Source organism: Streptomyces auratus, assembly GCF_050433025.1.
GTDB classification, from domain to species: Bacteria; Actinomycetota; Actinomycetes; order Streptomycetales; family Streptomycetaceae; genus Streptomyces; species Streptomyces sioyaensis.
Genome location: NZ_JBNGCB010000001.1, coordinates 2,314,712 through 2,330,835, shown reverse-complemented (window position 1 = coordinate 2,330,835; position 16,124 = coordinate 2,314,712). Strand labels below are relative to the sequence as shown.

Sequence of the window (16,124 nt, the reverse complement as noted above, 5' to 3'; positions counted from 1 at the left end):
GTGCGTCCGGCCGGGTCCACCCGATCACCTGGATGTCCGTGACCCCGATGAGCCCCCTCCCTCTCCCCGTCCCCGGCCGGTTCCTGCGGGTCGGCGGGGTGCCGCTGCATGTGCTGACCGAGGGGCGCGGGCCGGTCTGCGTCCTCAGCGGCGGTCTCGGCATGGCCTGGTACGACTGGGACGCCGTCGCCGCGCTGCTCGCCCCGTACCGCACCGTCGTCCGCTTCGACCGGCCCGGGCTCGGCCTGAGCGCCCCGGCCCCCGGGCCGCCCACCCTCGCCGCCGAGGCCGACCGGATCGCCCACCTCCTCGACGCGCTCGGCCACTTCGGCCCGGCCACCGTCGTCGGCCACTCGCTCGCCGGCTTCCACGCCGAGGCGTTCGCCCGGCTGCACCCCGCGCGCTGTGCCGGGCTCGTGCTGGCCGACGGCAGCATCGAGGACGCGCCCCGGCCCCGGCTGCCGCGCGCGGTGCGGACCGCCGTGGCGGGCGGCGTGGCCGCTGCGGTGTCCGCCGCCGGGCTGCCGCGTGCCCTGGGCCCGGCCGCCCGCCGGCTGATCGACCGCGCCACGACGGTCGGCAGCCATCCGCCGCACCCGTGGGAGCACACCTACCGCACCAGCCGGGTCCTGCGCGCCTGCGTCCTGGAGAACGCGACCTACGGCTACCAGGCCGCGGAGCTCGCCGCACTGCGTCCGGCCCGCCCGCTGCCCGCCGCCCCGGTCACCGTCCTCGCGGCGTACGACGGCAGCGAGACGCCGCGGCAACTGCGCTGGCTGGAGCGGCAGCGCGGGCTCGCCGCGGAGCTGGGCGGCCGGTTCGCCCTCGCCGCGCCCGCGGGACACCTGCTGATGGCCGATGCGCCGGCGTCGGTGGCCCGGGCGGTGCTGGACCTCTCGGGGACGGGGAGGGACGCGACGGTCCCGGAGCGCCCGTGAACACCTCGGGGCGTCCCGCGCACGGCGGTCCCGGAGCGGCCGTGGGCTCCCACTCGCCGCCCCGGACCGCCCGGACCTCCCCGCTCCGAACGCCCCACAGGCGCCCCGGACCGGCCCTGGACCACCCCGCCCCGAACCCCCCGTACCCGCCCGCATCCGCCGCGTGAACTCCGTGGAACGGAGCCGTCAACGCCTGGTCAACGTGCCCTCAGTACGGGTCCAAGACTGGGCCAAGCCGCCCGATTGCCGCCGCCCGCAGCGCTGAGCCCGTCTGCTGCGGGAAGGATGGGGCCGAGGGTTACGGGACGCCGGTTCTGATTCAGGCCAAGGGTGCGTAATGTGACGGTAACCCCCTCACGTGATACTGGTGTGCCGAACCACGTTGCCCGATGTGGCTCGACAGGCCGATTGACCTGCAAGGATTGGTGACCCATGGACAAGCAGCAGGAGTTTGTGCTCCGGACGCTGGAGGAGCGCGACATCCGCTTCGTACGACTGTGGTTCACCGATGTGCTCGGGTTCCTGAAGTCCGTGGCGGTGGCGCCCGCGGAGCTGGAGCAGGCCTTTGACGAGGGCATCGGCTTCGACGGCTCGGCCATCGAGGGATTCGCCCGGGTGTACGAATCCGACATGATCGCCAAGCCGGACCCCGGCACCTTCCAGATCCTCCCCTGGCGCGCGGAGGCCCCCGGCACCGCCCGGATGTTCTGCGACATCCTGATGCCGGACGGCTCCCCCTCCTACGCCGACCCGCGCTACGTCCTCAAGCGCATCCTGGCCAAGACCTCCGACCTCGGGTTCACCTTCTACACCCACCCGGAGATCGAGTTCTTCCTGCTCAAGGACAAGCCCGTGGACGGCCGGCGGCCCACCCCCGGCGACTCCTCCGGCTACTTCGACCACACCCCGCAGAACGTCGGCATGGACTTCCGCCGACAGGCGATCACCATGCTGGAGTCGATGGGCATCTCGGTGGAGTTCAGCCACCACGAGGGCGCCCCCGGCCAGCAGGAGATCGATCTGCGCTACGCCGACGCGCTCTCGACGGCCGACAACATCATGACGTTCCGGCTGGTCATGAAGCAGGTGGCGCTGGAGCAGGGCGTCCAGGCGACGTTCATGCCCAAGCCGTTCTCGGAGTTCCCGGGCTCCGGCATGCACACCCACCTCTCGCTCTTCGAGGGCGACCGCAACGCCTTCCACGAGTCCGGCTCGGAGTACCAACTCTCCAAGGTGGGGCGCTCGTTCATCGCCGGTCTGCTCAAGCACGCGGGCGAGATCTCCGCCGTCACCAACCAGTGGGTCAACTCCTACAAGCGCATCTGGGGCGGCGCCAACCGCACCGCGGGCGCCGGCGGCGAGGCCCCCTCCTACATCTGCTGGGGCCACAACAACCGCTCCGCGCTGATCCGCGTGCCGATGTACAAGCCCGGCAAGATGGGCTCGACCCGGGTCGAGGTCCGCTCGATCGACTCCGGCGCCAACCCGTATCTGACGTACGCGGTGCTGCTCGCGGCCGGTCTCAAGGGCATCGAGGAGGGCTACGAGCTGCCGGCCGGCGCCGATGACGACGTCTGGGCGCTGTCCGACTCCGAGCGCCGGGCGATGGGCATCGAGCCGCTGCCGCAGAACCTCGGCGAGGCCATCGATCTGATGGAGCGCAGCGAACTGGTCGCCGAGACCCTCGGTGAGCACGTCTTCGACTTCTTCCTCCGCAACAAGAAGCAGGAGTGGGAGGAGTACCGCTCCGAGGTCACCGCCTTCGAGCTGCGCAAGATGCTGCCCGTGCTCTGAGCCACCGCGCCACCGAGAGGCTGACCATGGCACTACCCGCTCCGCAGGGACGGCGGAGCAGCACCTTCACCCGGCTGCTGAGGCACGGTTTCACCGACCCCTCGGCGGCCGGGGAGCTGCTCGATGCCCCCGGCCTCGCCCCCGTACGCGACGATTCGGTGCTGCTCGAAGCGCTCGGTGCCACCGCGGACCCGGATCTCGCGCTGCGCGGCCTGGCCCGGCTGGTGGAGCGGCAGGGCGAGCCGGACGCCCAGCAGACGCTGCTGAGCACGGTCGTCGCGGCGAAACCGCTGCGCGACCGGCTGCTGGGGGTGCTCGGTGCCTCCGAGGCGCTCGCCGACCACCTCGTCCGCCATCCGCAGGACTGGCAGTCGCTGGTCACCTACGAGTCGGTCGATCTGCACCCCACCACCCCCGAGTTCGAGCTGGCGCTCGCCGAGGGCATCTGGGGCGAACACGGCGCCGTCCGGCCGCGCGCGGACGCCCTGCGCACCGCCTACCGCCGCGCGCTGCTGGGGATCGCCGCCCGCGATGTGTGCGGGACGACCGATGTCGCCGAGGCCGCGGCCGAGCTCGCCGACCTGGCCACCGCCACGATCCGGGCCGCCTTGGAGATCAGCTACGAAGAGGCGCCCGGCGACGCCGCGGTGTGCCGGCTGGCCGTCATCGGCATGGGCAAATGCGGCGGCCGGGAGCTGAACTACGTCTCGGACGTCGACGTCATCTTCGTGGCCGAGGCCAAGGAAGGCGTCGACGAGGCCAAGGCGCTGCAGGCCGCGACCCGGATCGCGGCCCGCATGATGCGGCTGTGCTCGGACAACACCGCCGAGGGCACCATCTGGCCGGTGGACGCCAATCTGCGCCCCGAGGGCCGCAACGGCCCCCTGGTGCGCACGCTCAGCAGCCATCTCGCCTACTACCAGCGGTGGGCCAAGACCTGGGAGTTCCAGGCGCTGCTCAAGGCCCGCCCGATGGCCGGCGACCTCGGGCTGGGCGAGGAGTACATCGATGCGCTGGCGCCGATGGTGTGGGAGGTCGCCGAGCGGGAGAACTTCGTCGCCGATGTGCGCCAGATGCGCCGCCGGGTCGTCGAGAACATCCCCGCCGCCCAGGTCGAACGCGAGCTCAAGCTCGGCCCCGGCGGGCTGCGCGACGTCGAATTCGCCGTCCAGCTGCTCCAGTTGGTGCACGGCCGCAGCGATGCCACCCTGCGCAGCGCCACCACCCTCGACGCCCTGGCGGCGCTGGCGGCCGGCGGCTATGTCGGACGCCAGGACGCCGCGGCCCTGGACGCCGCCTACCGCTTCCTGCGCACCCTGGAGCACCGTATCCAGCTCTTCCGGCTGCGCCGTACCCATCTGATGCCCGAGGACGAGGGCGAACTGCGGCGCCTGGCCCGCTCGTTGGGGCTGCGCACCGAGCCCGTCGACACCCTCCGCAAGGAGTGGAAGTGGCACGCCCGGGAAGTGCGCCGGCTGCACGAGAAGCTCTTCTACCGTCCGCTGCTCGACGCTGTCGCCACCCTGGAGACCGGCGAGACCCGGCTGTCCGCCAGGGCCGCAGGCCACCGCCTCGAAGCGCTCGGCTACGCCGACCCGGTGGCCGCGCTGCGCCACCTGGAGGCCCTGGCGTCCGGCGTGACCCGTAAGGCCGCCATCCAGCGCACCCTCCTCCCGGTGCTGCTGGCCTGGTTCGCGGACTCCGCCGACCCGGACGCCGGGCTGCTCAACTTCCGCAAGGTCTCCGACGCCCTCGGCAAGACGCCCTGGTACCTGCGGCTGCTGCGCGACGAGGGCGCGGCCGCGGAGAACCTCGCCCGGGTGCTCTCCGCCGGCCGGCTCGCCCCCGATCTGCTGCTGCGCGCCCCCGAGGCGGTCGCCCTGCTCGGCGCCGCCGACGGCCTCCAGGCGCGCAGCCGGGCCGCGCTGGAGCAGGAGGTGCTGGCCGCGGTCGGCCGCGCCGACGGTGCGGAGGCGGCGGTCGCCGCGGCCCGCGGGGTGCGCCGCCGCGAGCTGTTCCGTACCGCCGCGGCGGATGTGATCGGCGCGTACGGCACGGAGTACAGCCCCGCGCACACCGACCACGGCCGCTCCGTCGACGCGGTCGGTTCGGCGGTCTCCGACCTCAACGCCGCCACCCTGGCCGGCGCCCTGCGTGCCGCGGTCCGCGCACAGTGGGGCGATACCCTGCCCACCCGCTTCGCGGTGATCGGCATGGGCCGCTTCGGCGGCCGTGAGCTGAGCTACGGCTCGGACGCCGACGTCCTGTTCGTCCACGAACCGCGCGAGGGCGCCGACGAGCAGGAGGCCGCCCAGGCCGCCCAGGCCGTCGCCAACGAGATGCGCCGGCTGCTCGAACTCCCCTCCTCCGACCCGCCGTTGCCCATCGACGCGGACCTCCGCCCGGAGGGCAGGTCCGGCCCGCTGGTACGGACGCTCGCCTCCTACGCCGCCTACTACAGGCGCTGGTCGCTGGTGTGGGAGTCGCAGGCCCTGCTGCGCGCCGAACCGGTCGCCGGCGACGAGGAGCTGGGCCGGCGGTTCATCGAACTGATCGACCCGCTGCGCTACCCCGCCGAGGGCCTGGGCGACGAGGCGGTCCGCGAGATCCGCAAGCTCAAGGCCCGGATGGAGGCCGAACGGCTGCCGCGCGGCGCCGACCCGACCACCCACGCCAAGCTGGGCCGCGGCGGCCTGAGCGACGTCGAGTGGACCGTCCAACTGCTCCAGATGCAGCACGGCTGGGAGATCCCCGGCCTGCGCACCACCCGCACCCGCGAGGCGCTGGCTGCCGCGCACGCCGCCGAATTGATCGGCACCGAGGACGCCCAGACCCTGGACGAGGCCTGGGTGCTGGCCGCGCGGGTGCGCAACGCGGTGATGCTGGTCCGCGGCCGCCCAGGCGACACGTTCCCCGTCGACGGCCGGGAGTTGGCCGCGGTGGCCCGCTACCTCGGCTACGAGGAGGGCCACGTCGGCGAGCTGCTCGACGACTACCGGCGGATCACGCGGCGGGCGCGCAGCGTGGTGGAGGAACGCTTTTACGGGGCGTAGTGCCTCCCACGTTTTCGGCTGGCGCCTCGGCCGCCTCCCACGTTTCCGGCTGTCCCGCCGTGGTGGTTTTTCGCCGTTGCGCCTGCGGCGGGCGTGGTGTGTCGGGTGCGGTGCCGCTCCTCCGGACTTCGTCCTGCGGCGCGGCCCCTCCCGTGAGTGGGTGGGAAGAGGCCGGTGGGGGCGGGCCCCGGCCCTCGTCTGCGTCTAGTCGAGGGAGGAGGCCCGCCCCCACCGGTCTTCCTCCACCCCCAGCGGGAGGGGGCGGACCGCAGGACGGAGTCCGGAGGGCCGGTCCCGCAGCCGAACAGCCAGCGCAGCGGCAACCAGCCCGCCGCAGGCGCAACGGCGACAAACACCCGCGGCGGGCCAGCCGACAACGTGCGGCGCGCCGCAAAGCGCAACGGCGAGAAGAACCGCGGCGGGCCAGCCGACAACGTGGGGGCTAGGCCCGCGCCAAGCGATGTGGCAGCGAGCCGTACCAGACGCAGGCCAGCGCGGAGCCGAAGGACAGGCAGAGTACCCCGCCCACCGCATCCAGCCAGAAGTGGTTGGCCGTGGAGACGATGACCAGGAGGGTGACGGTGGGGTAGAGCAGCCCGAGGGCCCTCGCCCAGAGCGGCTTGGCCAGTAGGGCGATCGTGATGCCGCACCACAGCGACCAGCCGATGTGCATCGACGGCATCGCGGCGTACTGGTTGGACATCGAGGCGAGGTTGCCGGACGCCATCGAGCCCCAGGTTCCGTGGTCGACGAGGGTGTCGACGAAGCCGCCGCCCGCCATCAGCCGGGGCGGCGCCAGCGGGAAGAAGTAATAGCCGATCAGGGCGACGCCGGTGGTGGCGAACAGGGCCAGCCGCGCCGCGGCATAGCGGCCCGGGTGCCAGCGGTAGAGCCAGACCAGCACCCCGATCGTCACGATGAAGTGCAGTGTCGCGTAGTAGTAGTTCATCGACACGATCAGCCACGTCACGGAGTCGACCGCGTGGTTGACGGTGCGCTCGACGGCGATGCCCAGAGAATGCTCCGCCTGCCAGATCCAGTCGGCGTTCTTGAGCGCCTTGGCCTTCTGCTCCGGAACGGCGTTGCGAATCATCGAGTACGTCCAGTAGCTGACCGCGATCAGCAGGACCTCGAACCAGAGCCGGGGGGTGCGCGGGGACCTCAGCCGGGCCAACCGGCCCTCGTTCGCCGGACGGTCCGCGGGTTCCCCGGTGGGTGTCGGGGTGGTCGGCAGGCCGTCCAGAGTCCTCGTATTCGCATCACCCATAGGCAGACAGTCTGCCAGAAAGGGGTGTGTCGCCGATCATCCTTCGGTCGGGTATTCGAAGCCGCATATCGGTCTTGAGGGGGACATCGGACCCCCGTCGTTCTCGGGGGCGCGAACGTCAAAGAGCCCGCAGCGGCTTCGGGATCCGGGCCGTTTTCGGGGCCGAGGCGGTCGAGCCGCGGACCACGAGTTCGGGGTGGAAGACGAACTCGCTGTGCGGGGCCGGGGTGCCGCCGATCTCCTCCAGCAGCGCACGCACCGCCGCCTGCCCCATGGCCGTGACCGGCTGCCGGATCGTGGTCAGCGGCGGGTCGGTGAAGGCGATCAGCGGGGAGTCGTCGAAGCCGACCACGGAGACGTCCCGCGGGACGTCCAGCCCGCGCTGGCGGGCCGCGCGGATCGCACCGAGCGCCATCATGTCGCTGGCGCAGACGATGGCCGTCGCGCCCCGCTCGATCAGCGCGCCGGCCGCGGCCTGCCCGCCCTCCAGGGTGTAGAGGGAGTGCTGGATGAACGGCTCCGCCTCGGCCGGCCCGGTCTGCAGCCGCTCCTGCATGCTGCGGACGAAGCCCTCGATCTTGCGCTGTACGGGGACGAAGCGTTTCGGGCCGAGTGCCAGCCCGATCCGCCGGTGGCCGAGCGCGCCGAGGTGGGTGATCGCCAGGTCCACCGCGGCCCGGTCGTCGGGGGAGACGAACGGGGCCTGCACCTTGTCGGAGAAGCCGTTGATGAGGACGAACGGCACGCCCTGGCCGCGCAGCTGTTCATAGCGCTGCATATCGGCGGAGGTGTCGGCGTGCAGCCCGGAGACGAAGATGATGCCGGCCACCCCGCGGTCGACCAGCATCTCGGTCAGCTCGTCCTCCGTGGAGCCGCCCGGCGTCTGGGTCGCGAGGACCGGCGTATAGCCCTGGCGGGTCAGCGCCTGCCCGATGACCTGCGCGAACGCCGGGAAGATCGGGTTCTCCAGCTCCGGGGTGATCAGTCCGACCAGCCCCGCGCTGCGCTGCCGCAGCCGCACCGGGCGTTCGTAGCCCAGCACATCGAGGGCGGCAAGCACGGACTGGCGGGTGGTGGCGGAGACACCGGGCTTCCCGTTGAGAACCCGGCTGACGGTGGCCTCGCTGACACCCGCCTGTGCTGCGATATCGGTCAGCCGGGCGGTCATGAGCAGGACTGTACCGTTCTGCTGTCAGATTGCCCACCAGATGCAGCTGTCACCGGGCAGCACCGCGCTGCCGTCGTTGACGATCACCGGCGAGCTGGCCAGCAGCGGGGTCCCGGGCGCCGGGAAGGCGAGGTCGCGTCCCAGGGTGTTGACGGTGCACAGCACGCCGGGGCGACGGAAGGCGAGCACCCCGTCGGGCGCGGACACCCAGCTCATCGGCCCGTCGCCCAACCCCGGCAGCCGTCGCCGCAGGGACAGCGCGGTGCGGTAGAGCTCCAGGGTGGAGGCGGGGTCGCCGGTCTGTGCGGCGACGGTCAGCGCGCGCCAGTCGGCGGGCTGCGGCAGCCAGCTGCCACCGGGCCCGAAGCCGTACGGCGGCTGCTCGCCGGACCAGGGGAGCGGGACCCGGCAGCCGTCGCGGAAGCCGTCCTGGCCGCTGGTGTCCCCACCGTCCGCAGCCGGGATGTCGGCGGCCGCGGCACCGGCTGCCGCGCCCGGGCGGCGGCCGCGGAAGAACGCCGGGTCCTGGCGGACCTCGTCGGGCAGGTCGGTGACCTCGGGCAGGCCCAACTCCTCGCCCTGGTAGAGGTAGGCGGAGCCGGGCAGTGCCAGCATCAGGAGGGTGGCGGCGCGGGCGCGGTCCAGGCCGCCGCCGAGGCGGGTGGTGTGGCGTACGACGTCGTGGTTGGACAGGACCCAGGTGGTGGGGGCGCCGACCGAGGCGGTGGCGGCGATCGAGGCGTCGATGACCGCGCGCAGCGCCCCGGCCTGCCAAGGGGCGTTCAGGAACTGGAAGTTGAAGGCCTGGTGGAGTTCGTCGGGGCGGACGTAGAGGGCGAGGCGCTCGGGGGTGGGCGCCCAGGCCTCGGCGACGCCGATCACCTGCGTGCCGTGGGCCTCGCCGTAACCGTCCAGCAGCCGGCGCCAGGTGCGGTGGATGGCGTGCACCCCGTCCTGGTCGAAGAACGGCAGGACCTGGGTGCCGATCAGCTGGGCCTGTTGGCCGTGGCCGATGTCCGGCAGACCGGGCGCCTTGATCATGCCGTGCGCGACATCGATCCGGAAGCCGTCCACGCCCAGGTCGAGCCAGAAACGCATGATGGCCTCGAACTCGGCGTGCACCTCCGGGTTGTCCCAGTTCAGATCGGGCTGCTCGGGGGCGAAGAGGTGGAGGTACCAGTCGCCGCGGTCGGTACGCGTCCAGGCCGGGCCGCCGAAGACCGACTCCCAGTCGTTGGGCGGGAGTTCGCCGCTGGGCCCCTTGCCCGGACGGAAGACATAGCGCTCCCGGGCGAGTTCGGGGTCCCGGAACCACGGGTGCCGGTCGGAGGTGTGGTTGGGCACGATGTCGACGATCACCCGCAGGCCCAGGTCATGGGCGGTACGGAGGAGATCGTCGGCGTCCTGGAGGGTGCCGAAGAGCGGGTCGACGGCGCGGTAGTCGGCGACGTCGTAGCCGCCGTCGGCCTGCGGTGAGGCGTAGAACGGGGTGAGCCAGACGGCGTCCACCCCCAGGTCCCTGAGGTACGGCAGCCGCTCACGGACCCCGCGCAGATCGCCGATGCCGTCGCCGTCGCTGTCGGCGAACGAGCGCACGTAGACCTGGTAGATGACGGCGTCGCGCCACCACCGGGAATCCCGGCCGGTCTCGGGGGCCCGGGGGGCGGGGCTGGGGGAAGTGAGCTCCTGGGTCATCTGCCGTCCCTGTCGGTCGAGAGGCGTGCATGCCGTCACGCAATCAACGCTCGGGCGGGCGCGGGGTGACGGTGCCGGGAGCGCCCGGAGGGTCCCGTTCCAGCCATCTCGTTGCAATTCGTTCCAGGGGTCTTGCAGAAATTTGCCGCAAGGTCTTTCGGTTTGTTTGCGGCGCTGTTACGTTCCTGACCGCCATCTGAGGCATTTCCCTAAGGAGTTCACATGCGGTGTGGCATACGGGGCGTAACGGCCACCGCGCTGGTCGCGGGCCTGGCACTGGCGGCGACGGCGTGCGGCGGGGGTGACGGCGGCAGCGGCGGCAACAGCGGGGGCGAACTGTCCGGAACCGTTACCTTCTGGGACACCTCCAACGACGCCGAGAAGGCGACGTACCGCAAGCTTGCCGAAGGTTTCCAGAAGGAGCACCCGAAGGTCCACGTTCAGTACGTGAACGTCCCGTTCGGTGACGCCAACGCCAAATTCAAGAACGCCGCCGGCGGCAACTCCGGCGCCCCCGACGTGATGCGCACCGAGGTCGCCTGGACCGCCGACTTCGCCAACCTCGGCTACCTCGCCCCGCTCGACGGCACCCCCGCCCTCGACAAGACCGGCGACTACCTCCCGCAGGCCGTCGGCTCCACCAAGTTCAAGGGCAAGACCTACGCCGCACCCCAAGTCATCGACACCCTCGGCCTCTTCTACAACAAGAAGCTCCTCAAGGACGCCGGCGTCGGGGTGCCCAAGACCTTCGCCGAACTGGCCACCGCCGCCAAGAAGATCAAGGCCAAGACCGGCGCCACCGCCCTCTACCTGCGCGGCGACGACCCCTACTGGTTCCTGCCCTACCTCTACGGCGAGGGCGGCAACATGGTCGACGCCCGCGACAAGATCGTGCAGATCGACGACGGCGCCGGCGTCAAGGCCTTCAAGACGATCAAGGACCTGGTCGACTCCAAGGCCGCCGTCACCGACGCCACCGACGGCCAGGAGAACCAGCTCAAGGCCCTCAAGGACGGCACCGTCGCGATGGCCGTCGACGGCCCCTGGGACATCGAAGGCGCCCGTGCCGGCAAGGCCTTCAAGGACAAGGAGAACCTCGGCGTCGCCCCCGTACCCGCCGGCTCCAAGGCCCAGGGCTCCCCGCAGGGCGGCTGGAACCTCTCCGTGTACGCGGGCAGCAAGAACCTCCAGGCCTCCTACGCCTTCGTGAAGTACATGAGCTCGGCCAAGGTCCAGCAGCAGACCACCGACAAGCTCAGCCTGCTGCCCACCCGCAAGTCCGTCTACGACGTGCCGGCCGTCAAGAACAACGAGATGGTCAGGTTCTTCAAGCCCGCCGTGGACGGTGCCGTCCAGCGCCCCTGGATCGCCGAGGGCAACTCCCTCTTCGAGCCGATCAAGGTCGAGATGAACAAGGTGCTCACCGGCTCCGCCACGCCCGAGCAGGCCGCCAAGGCGACCGGCGACGCCTACCGGAAGCTGCTCAAGGACTACAAGTGACCGTTGCTGTACGGGTGCGCCGGGCGCTGGGCACCCACTGGTACGCATGGACGATGGTCGCCCCGGTGGTACTCGTCATCGGGGTGATCATCGGCTACCCGCTGGTGCGCGGCGTCTTCCTCTCGCTCACCGACGCCAACGAGGCCAACGTCGAGCGGAACATCGGCGTCAACCACCTCCCCGCCACCTACAAGTTCACCGGCCTGGACAACTACAAGGCGGTGCTCACCGACGGCGTCTTCTGGGACCGCCTCGGCTGGACCGTGACCTGGACCGTCGCCTGCGTCTCGATCACCTTCCTGACCGGCCTCGCCCTGGCGAACATGCTCAACCGCTCGCTGCGCGGCCGCACCTTCTACCGCCTGGCGCTGATCCTGCCGTGGGCCGTCCCCGCCTTCATCTCCGTCTTCACCTGGCGGATGCTCTACAACGAGAAGAACGGCATCCTCAACAAGCTGCTGGCCGGCGGCGGCATCGACGCCGTCCCGTGGCTCAACGACCCCACCTGGGCCAAGCTCTCGGTCATCGCCGTCAACGTCTGGCTGGGCGTGCCCTTCATGCTCGTCGCGCTCCTCGGCGGGCTCCAGTCCATACCCGGTGAGCTCTACGAGGCGGCCGAGATGGACGGCGCGAGCGCCTGGCAGCGCTTCCGCCACATCACCGTCCCCGGACTGCGGGCCGTCAGCAGCACCGTCATCCTGCTCTCCACCATCTGGACCTTCAACATGTTCCCGGTGATCTTCCTGCTGACCCGGGGCGGCCCCGGCGACGCCACCGAGATCCTGGTGACCTACGCCTACCGGCTCTCCTTCGTCGACAGCCCCCGCAACTTCTCCGAGTCCGCGGCCTGGGGCGTCCTGATCCTCGTCCTGCTCTCGGCCGTCGCGGTCGTCTACCGCAGAGCACTGCGCAAGCAGGGAGAGGTGTGGTGACCGTGACCCGCACACCGCCGGCCCGCACCGGCACACCCCGCAAGCGCTCCGAGCGCTCCCGGCTCGCGTCCGCCGGACTGCACCTCACCCTGGCCGTCGCGGCCGTGATCGCGGTGTTCCCGCCTCTGTGGCTGCTGGTGACGTCCTTCAAACCCCGCAACGACGCCTTCTCCACCGGCCTCGTCACCCACTTCACGCTCGCCAACTACACCCACGTGGTGGCCGACACCGAGTTCCTGACCTGGTTCAAGAACTCCGTGCTCATCGTCGGGGTGACCACCGTCCTCGGTGTCTTCCTCGCCGCCACCACCGGCTACGCCGTCAGCCGCTTCCGCTTCCCCGGGATGCGCCCGCTGATGTGGCTGCTGCTGATCACCCAGATGTTCCCGGTCGCGGTGCTGATCGTGCCGCTCTACAACCTGCTGGCGAGCCTCGGCCTGCTCAACCAGCCCGCGGGCCTGGTCATCACCTACCTCACCATCGCCGTCCCGTTCTGCGCCTGGATGATGAAGGGCTTCTTCGACACCATCCCGGTGGAGATCGACGAAGCGGGCCGGGTCGACGGCCTCAACCCCTTCGGCACCTTCTGGCGGCTCGTCCTGCCGCTGGCCCGCCCGGGCCTCGCCGTCACCGGCTTCTACACCTTCGTCACCGCCTGGGCCGAGGTCGCCTACGCCTCCGCCTTCATGACCGGCGAGGAGAACCTGACGCTCGCCGGCGGGCTGCAGACCTTCGTCAACCAGTACACCAACGACTGGGGTTCGATGACCGCCGCCGCCGTGATCATCGCCGTCCCGGCCGCGCTCGTCTTCGCCTTCGCCCAGCGCCACCTCGTCGCCGGACTGACCGCCGGCACCACCAAGGGTTGACATGACTCCACAGCACCACAGCACTCCTGCCACCGACTGGTGGCGCGACGCGGTGATCTACCAGGTCTATCCGCGCAGCTTCGCCGACGGCAACGGCGACGGCATGGGGGACCTGGCGGGCATCCGCAGCCGGCTGCCGTACCTGCGCGACCTGGGCGTGGACGCCGTCTGGCTGAGCCCCTTCTACGCCTCCCCGCAGGCCGACGCCGGCTATGACGTCGCCGACTACCGCGCCATCGACCCGATGTTCGGCACCCTGCCCGACGCCGAGGCCGTTCTCACCGAGGCCCACCGGCTGGGCCTGCGCATCATCGTCGACCTCGTGCCCAACCACTGCTCCGACCAGCACGAATGGTTCCGCCGCGGGCTCGCCGAGGGCCCCGGCTCGACGATCCGCGAGCGCTTCCACTTCCGCAAGGGACGCGGCGAGAACGGCGAGCTGCCGCCCAACGACTGGGAGTCCCTCTTCGGCGGCCCCGCCTGGACCCGGGTGCCCGACGGCGAGTGGTACCTCCACCTCTTCGCCCCCGAGCAGCCCGACTTCAACTGGGACCACCCCGCCGTCCGGGACGAGTTCCGCTCCGTCCTGCGCTTCTGGCTGGACCTGGGCGTCGACGGCTTCCGGGTGGACGTGGCCCACGGCCTGGTCAAGGCCCCCGGCCTGCCCGACATGGGCCACGGCGAACAGCTCAAGCTGCTCGGCAACCAGGTCCTGCCGTTCTTCGACCAGGACGGGGTGCACGACATCTACCGCTCCTGGCGCACCGTCCTCGACGAGTACGCGGGCGAGCGGATCGCGGTCGCCGAGGCCTGGACCCCCACCGTCGCACGCACCGCGCTCTATCTACGCCCCGACGAACTCCACCAGGCCTTCAACTTCCATTACCTGAACACCGGTTGGGACGCGGCCGCGCTCCGCGAGGCGATCGACACCTCCCTCGACGCCATGCGCCCGGTGGCCGCCCCCACCACCTGGGTGCTGTCCAACCACGATGTCGTACGCCATCGCACCCGCCTCGGCGGCGGCCTGGACCGGGCCCGCGCCGCCACCCTGCTGATGCTGGCCCTGCCCGGCTCCGCCTACCTCTACCAGGGCGAGGAGCTGGGCCTGCCCGAGGTCACCGAGCTGCCCGACGAGGTCCGCCAGGACCCCTCCTTCTTCCGGGCCGCCGGCCAGGAGGGCCTGCGCGACGGCTGCCGGGTGCCGATCCCGTGGAGCGGCGATACGGCCCCGTACGGCTTCGGCACCGGCGACAGCTGGCTCCCGCAGCCCGCCGACTGGGCCGCTCTCACCGTCGAGGCCCAGACCGGCGACCCCAACTCGACCCTGGAGCTGTACCGCACCGCGCTGTCCCTGCGGCGCACCCACCCCGCCCTGGGCGCGGGCGACTCGGTCGAGTGGCTGGACGCCCCCGAGGGTGTCGTGGCCTTCCGTCGCCCCGGCGGCTTGGTCTGTACGGTCAACACGACGGACACTCCGGCTCGCCTGACCGTCCCAGGTCGGGTGCTGCTCTCATCCCGCCAACTGGACGCGCTTCACGGGGACTTCTTCGTCCTGCCCGCCGACACCACCATCTGGTGGGAGGAGTGACCCTGCCCGATACCCATGCCACCCCCCGGCTCTCCGACATCGCCGGCCAGGCGCAGGTCAGCGAGGCCACCGTCAGCCGGGTCCTGAACGGTCGGGCAGGCGTGGCGGCGGGCACCCGGCAGCGGGTGCTCGCCGCGCTCGATGTGCTCGGCTACGAGCGTCCCGTCCGGTTACGGCGCCGCAGCGCGGGCCTGGTCGGCCTCGTCATCCCGGAACTCACCAACCCGATCTTCCCGGCCTTCGCCCAGATCATCGAGCAGTCGCTGGCCGGCCACGGCTACACCCCGGTGCTGTGCACCCAGATGCCGGGCGGGGCCACCGAGGACGAACTCGTCGAGCAGCTGGAGGAGCGCGGCGTCACCGGCATCGTGTTCCTGTCGGGGCTGCACGCGGACACCCGCGCCGACCCCACCCGCTACGCCCGGCTGGCCTCCCGCGGCGTCCCGTTCGTCCTCATCAACGGCTACCACGACCGCATCGACGCCCCGTTCGTCTCACCCGACGACGGCGCGGCGGCCCGGATGGCGGTACGCCACCTCGCCGAGCTGGGCCACGAGCGGATCGGACTCGCCGTCGGCCCGGCCCGCTATGTGCCCTCCCGCCGCAAGGCCGAGGGCTTCGCGGCGGCGCTGGCGGAGTCGTTCGGCCTGTCGAGGGGGCAGGCCGAACGACGCGTCCAGCACACCCTGTTCAGCGTCGAGGGCGGTGACGCGGCCGCCGCCGTGCTCCTCGACGACGGCTGCACCGGTATCGTCTGCGGCAGCGATCTGATGGCCCTCGGCGCCGTACGCGCGGCGCGCCGCCGGAGCCTGAACGTCCCCGGGCACGTGTCGGTGGTCGGCTTCGACGACTCCCAGCTGATCGCGTTCACCGACCCGCCGCTGACCACGGTGCGCCAGCCGGTCCAGGCGATGGCGACCGCCGCGGTCGGCGCCCTCATCGAGGAGATCCACGAGCGCGGGCAGGGTCGCCAGGCCCCACCCCAGCGCACCGAGTTCATGTTCCAGCCGGAACTCGTCGTACGGGGATCGACGGGCCCGGTCGGGACATGACCTCTGGCCCACAGCGGCTCTGACCTGCTTAAAACCGTGGTCGGCCCCCGCACGTTTCGTGGTGCGGACGGGTGCGGCCTTGTGGCTCCCCGTGGGTGCGCGGGCCCGACCGAAGAGTTGTGGCCGGGACGTGGACACCGGGCCCTGCCGTGCTTCGAATGGCTGAAACCGGCGGCGCAAGCCGGACATAAGCAGTGTTCGGGAAATAGGGAGTCACGCCATGACGAATTCAGCCGCCGCCCTGCGTAGGGCGGTCAGCGGAAGG

At 71.5% G+C, this 16,124-nt stretch carries 11 protein-coding genes; 8 read left to right on the top strand and 3 right to left on the bottom strand.

Features of this window, described 5'->3' with window-relative positions; all coding sequences use genetic code 11:
- Positions 1 to 47: 47 nt before the first annotated feature.
- From BKA18_RS09940 to BKA18_RS09930, 3 genes are all read left to right on the top strand, one after another.
- Positions 48 to 938 carry an alpha/beta fold hydrolase gene (locus tag BKA18_RS09940; protein ID WP_366047129.1) on the top strand — a complete coding sequence of 297 codons (891 nt, stop codon included), beginning with the start codon at positions 48 to 50 and terminating at the stop codon, positions 936 to 938.
- A 432-nt stretch (positions 939 to 1,370) separates the two neighbouring features.
- Positions 1,371 to 2,732 (top strand): type I glutamate--ammonia ligase, encoded by a 1,362-nt coding sequence (gene glnA, locus BKA18_RS09935; protein ID WP_006606004.1) that lies wholly within the window; start codon positions 1,371 to 1,373, stop codon positions 2,730 to 2,732.
- Between the two features lie 26 nt (positions 2,733 to 2,758).
- Complete coding sequence (locus BKA18_RS09930; protein WP_366047130.1) at positions 2,759 to 5,785, top strand: bifunctional [glutamine synthetase] adenylyltransferase/[glutamine synthetase]-adenylyl-L-tyrosine phosphorylase; 3,027 nt, start codon at positions 2,759 to 2,761, stop codon at positions 5,783 to 5,785.
- A gap of 442 nt (positions 5,786 to 6,227) precedes the next feature.
- Here the strand turns inward: BKA18_RS09930 and BKA18_RS09925 are convergent, their stop codons facing one another.
- The 3 genes from BKA18_RS09925 to BKA18_RS09915 form a co-directional block, all read right to left on the bottom strand.
- Complete coding sequence (locus BKA18_RS09925) at positions 6,228 to 7,052, bottom strand: phosphatase PAP2 family protein (protein WP_366047132.1); 825 nt, start codon at positions 7,050 to 7,052, stop codon at positions 6,228 to 6,230.
- 118 nt (positions 7,053 to 7,170) lie between these two features.
- Positions 7,171 to 8,220, bottom strand: a complete 1,050-nt coding sequence (locus BKA18_RS09920; protein WP_366047133.1) for a LacI family DNA-binding transcriptional regulator — start codon at positions 8,218 to 8,220, stop codon at positions 7,171 to 7,173.
- A gap of 24 nt (positions 8,221 to 8,244) precedes the next feature.
- On the bottom strand, positions 8,245 to 9,915 hold the full coding sequence (locus BKA18_RS09915) for a glycoside hydrolase family 13 protein (protein ID WP_366047134.1): 1,671 nt from the start codon (positions 9,913 to 9,915) through the stop codon (positions 8,245 to 8,247).
- A gap of 222 nt (positions 9,916 to 10,137) precedes the next feature.
- Here BKA18_RS09915 and BKA18_RS09910 point away from each other — a divergent pair, with 222 nt between their 5' ends.
- The 5 genes from BKA18_RS09910 to BKA18_RS09890 are packed head-to-tail and all read left to right on the top strand — an operon-like array spanning position 10,138 to position 15,859.
- Positions 10,138 to 11,415 (top strand): extracellular solute-binding protein, encoded by a 1,278-nt coding sequence (locus BKA18_RS09910; RefSeq protein WP_366047135.1) that lies wholly within the window; start codon positions 10,138 to 10,140, stop codon positions 11,413 to 11,415.
- 53 nt (positions 11,416 to 11,468) lie between these two features.
- The gene (locus tag BKA18_RS09905; protein WP_429638390.1) at positions 11,469 to 12,347 is read left to right on the top strand and encodes a carbohydrate ABC transporter permease; all 879 of its coding nucleotides are present in this window, start codon (positions 11,469 to 11,471) and stop codon (positions 12,345 to 12,347) included.
- Positions 12,341 to 13,216, top strand: coding sequence for a sugar ABC transporter permease (locus tag BKA18_RS09900; RefSeq protein WP_366047137.1), 876 nt, complete (start codon positions 12,341 to 12,343; stop codon positions 13,214 to 13,216). Before BKA18_RS09905 ends, BKA18_RS09900 begins: the two co-directional genes overlap by 7 nt.
- A 1-nt stretch (position 13,217) precedes the next feature.
- Entirely contained in the window at positions 13,218 to 14,807 is a 1,590-nt protein-coding gene (locus BKA18_RS09895) for a glycoside hydrolase family 13 protein (RefSeq protein ID WP_366047138.1), read from the top strand.
- Positions 14,795 to 15,859, top strand: coding sequence for a LacI family DNA-binding transcriptional regulator (locus BKA18_RS09890; RefSeq protein ID WP_429638294.1), 1,065 nt, complete (start codon positions 14,795 to 14,797; stop codon positions 15,857 to 15,859). Before BKA18_RS09895 ends, BKA18_RS09890 begins: the two co-directional genes overlap by 13 nt.
- The last annotated feature ends 265 nt before the right edge of the window (positions 15,860 to 16,124 follow it).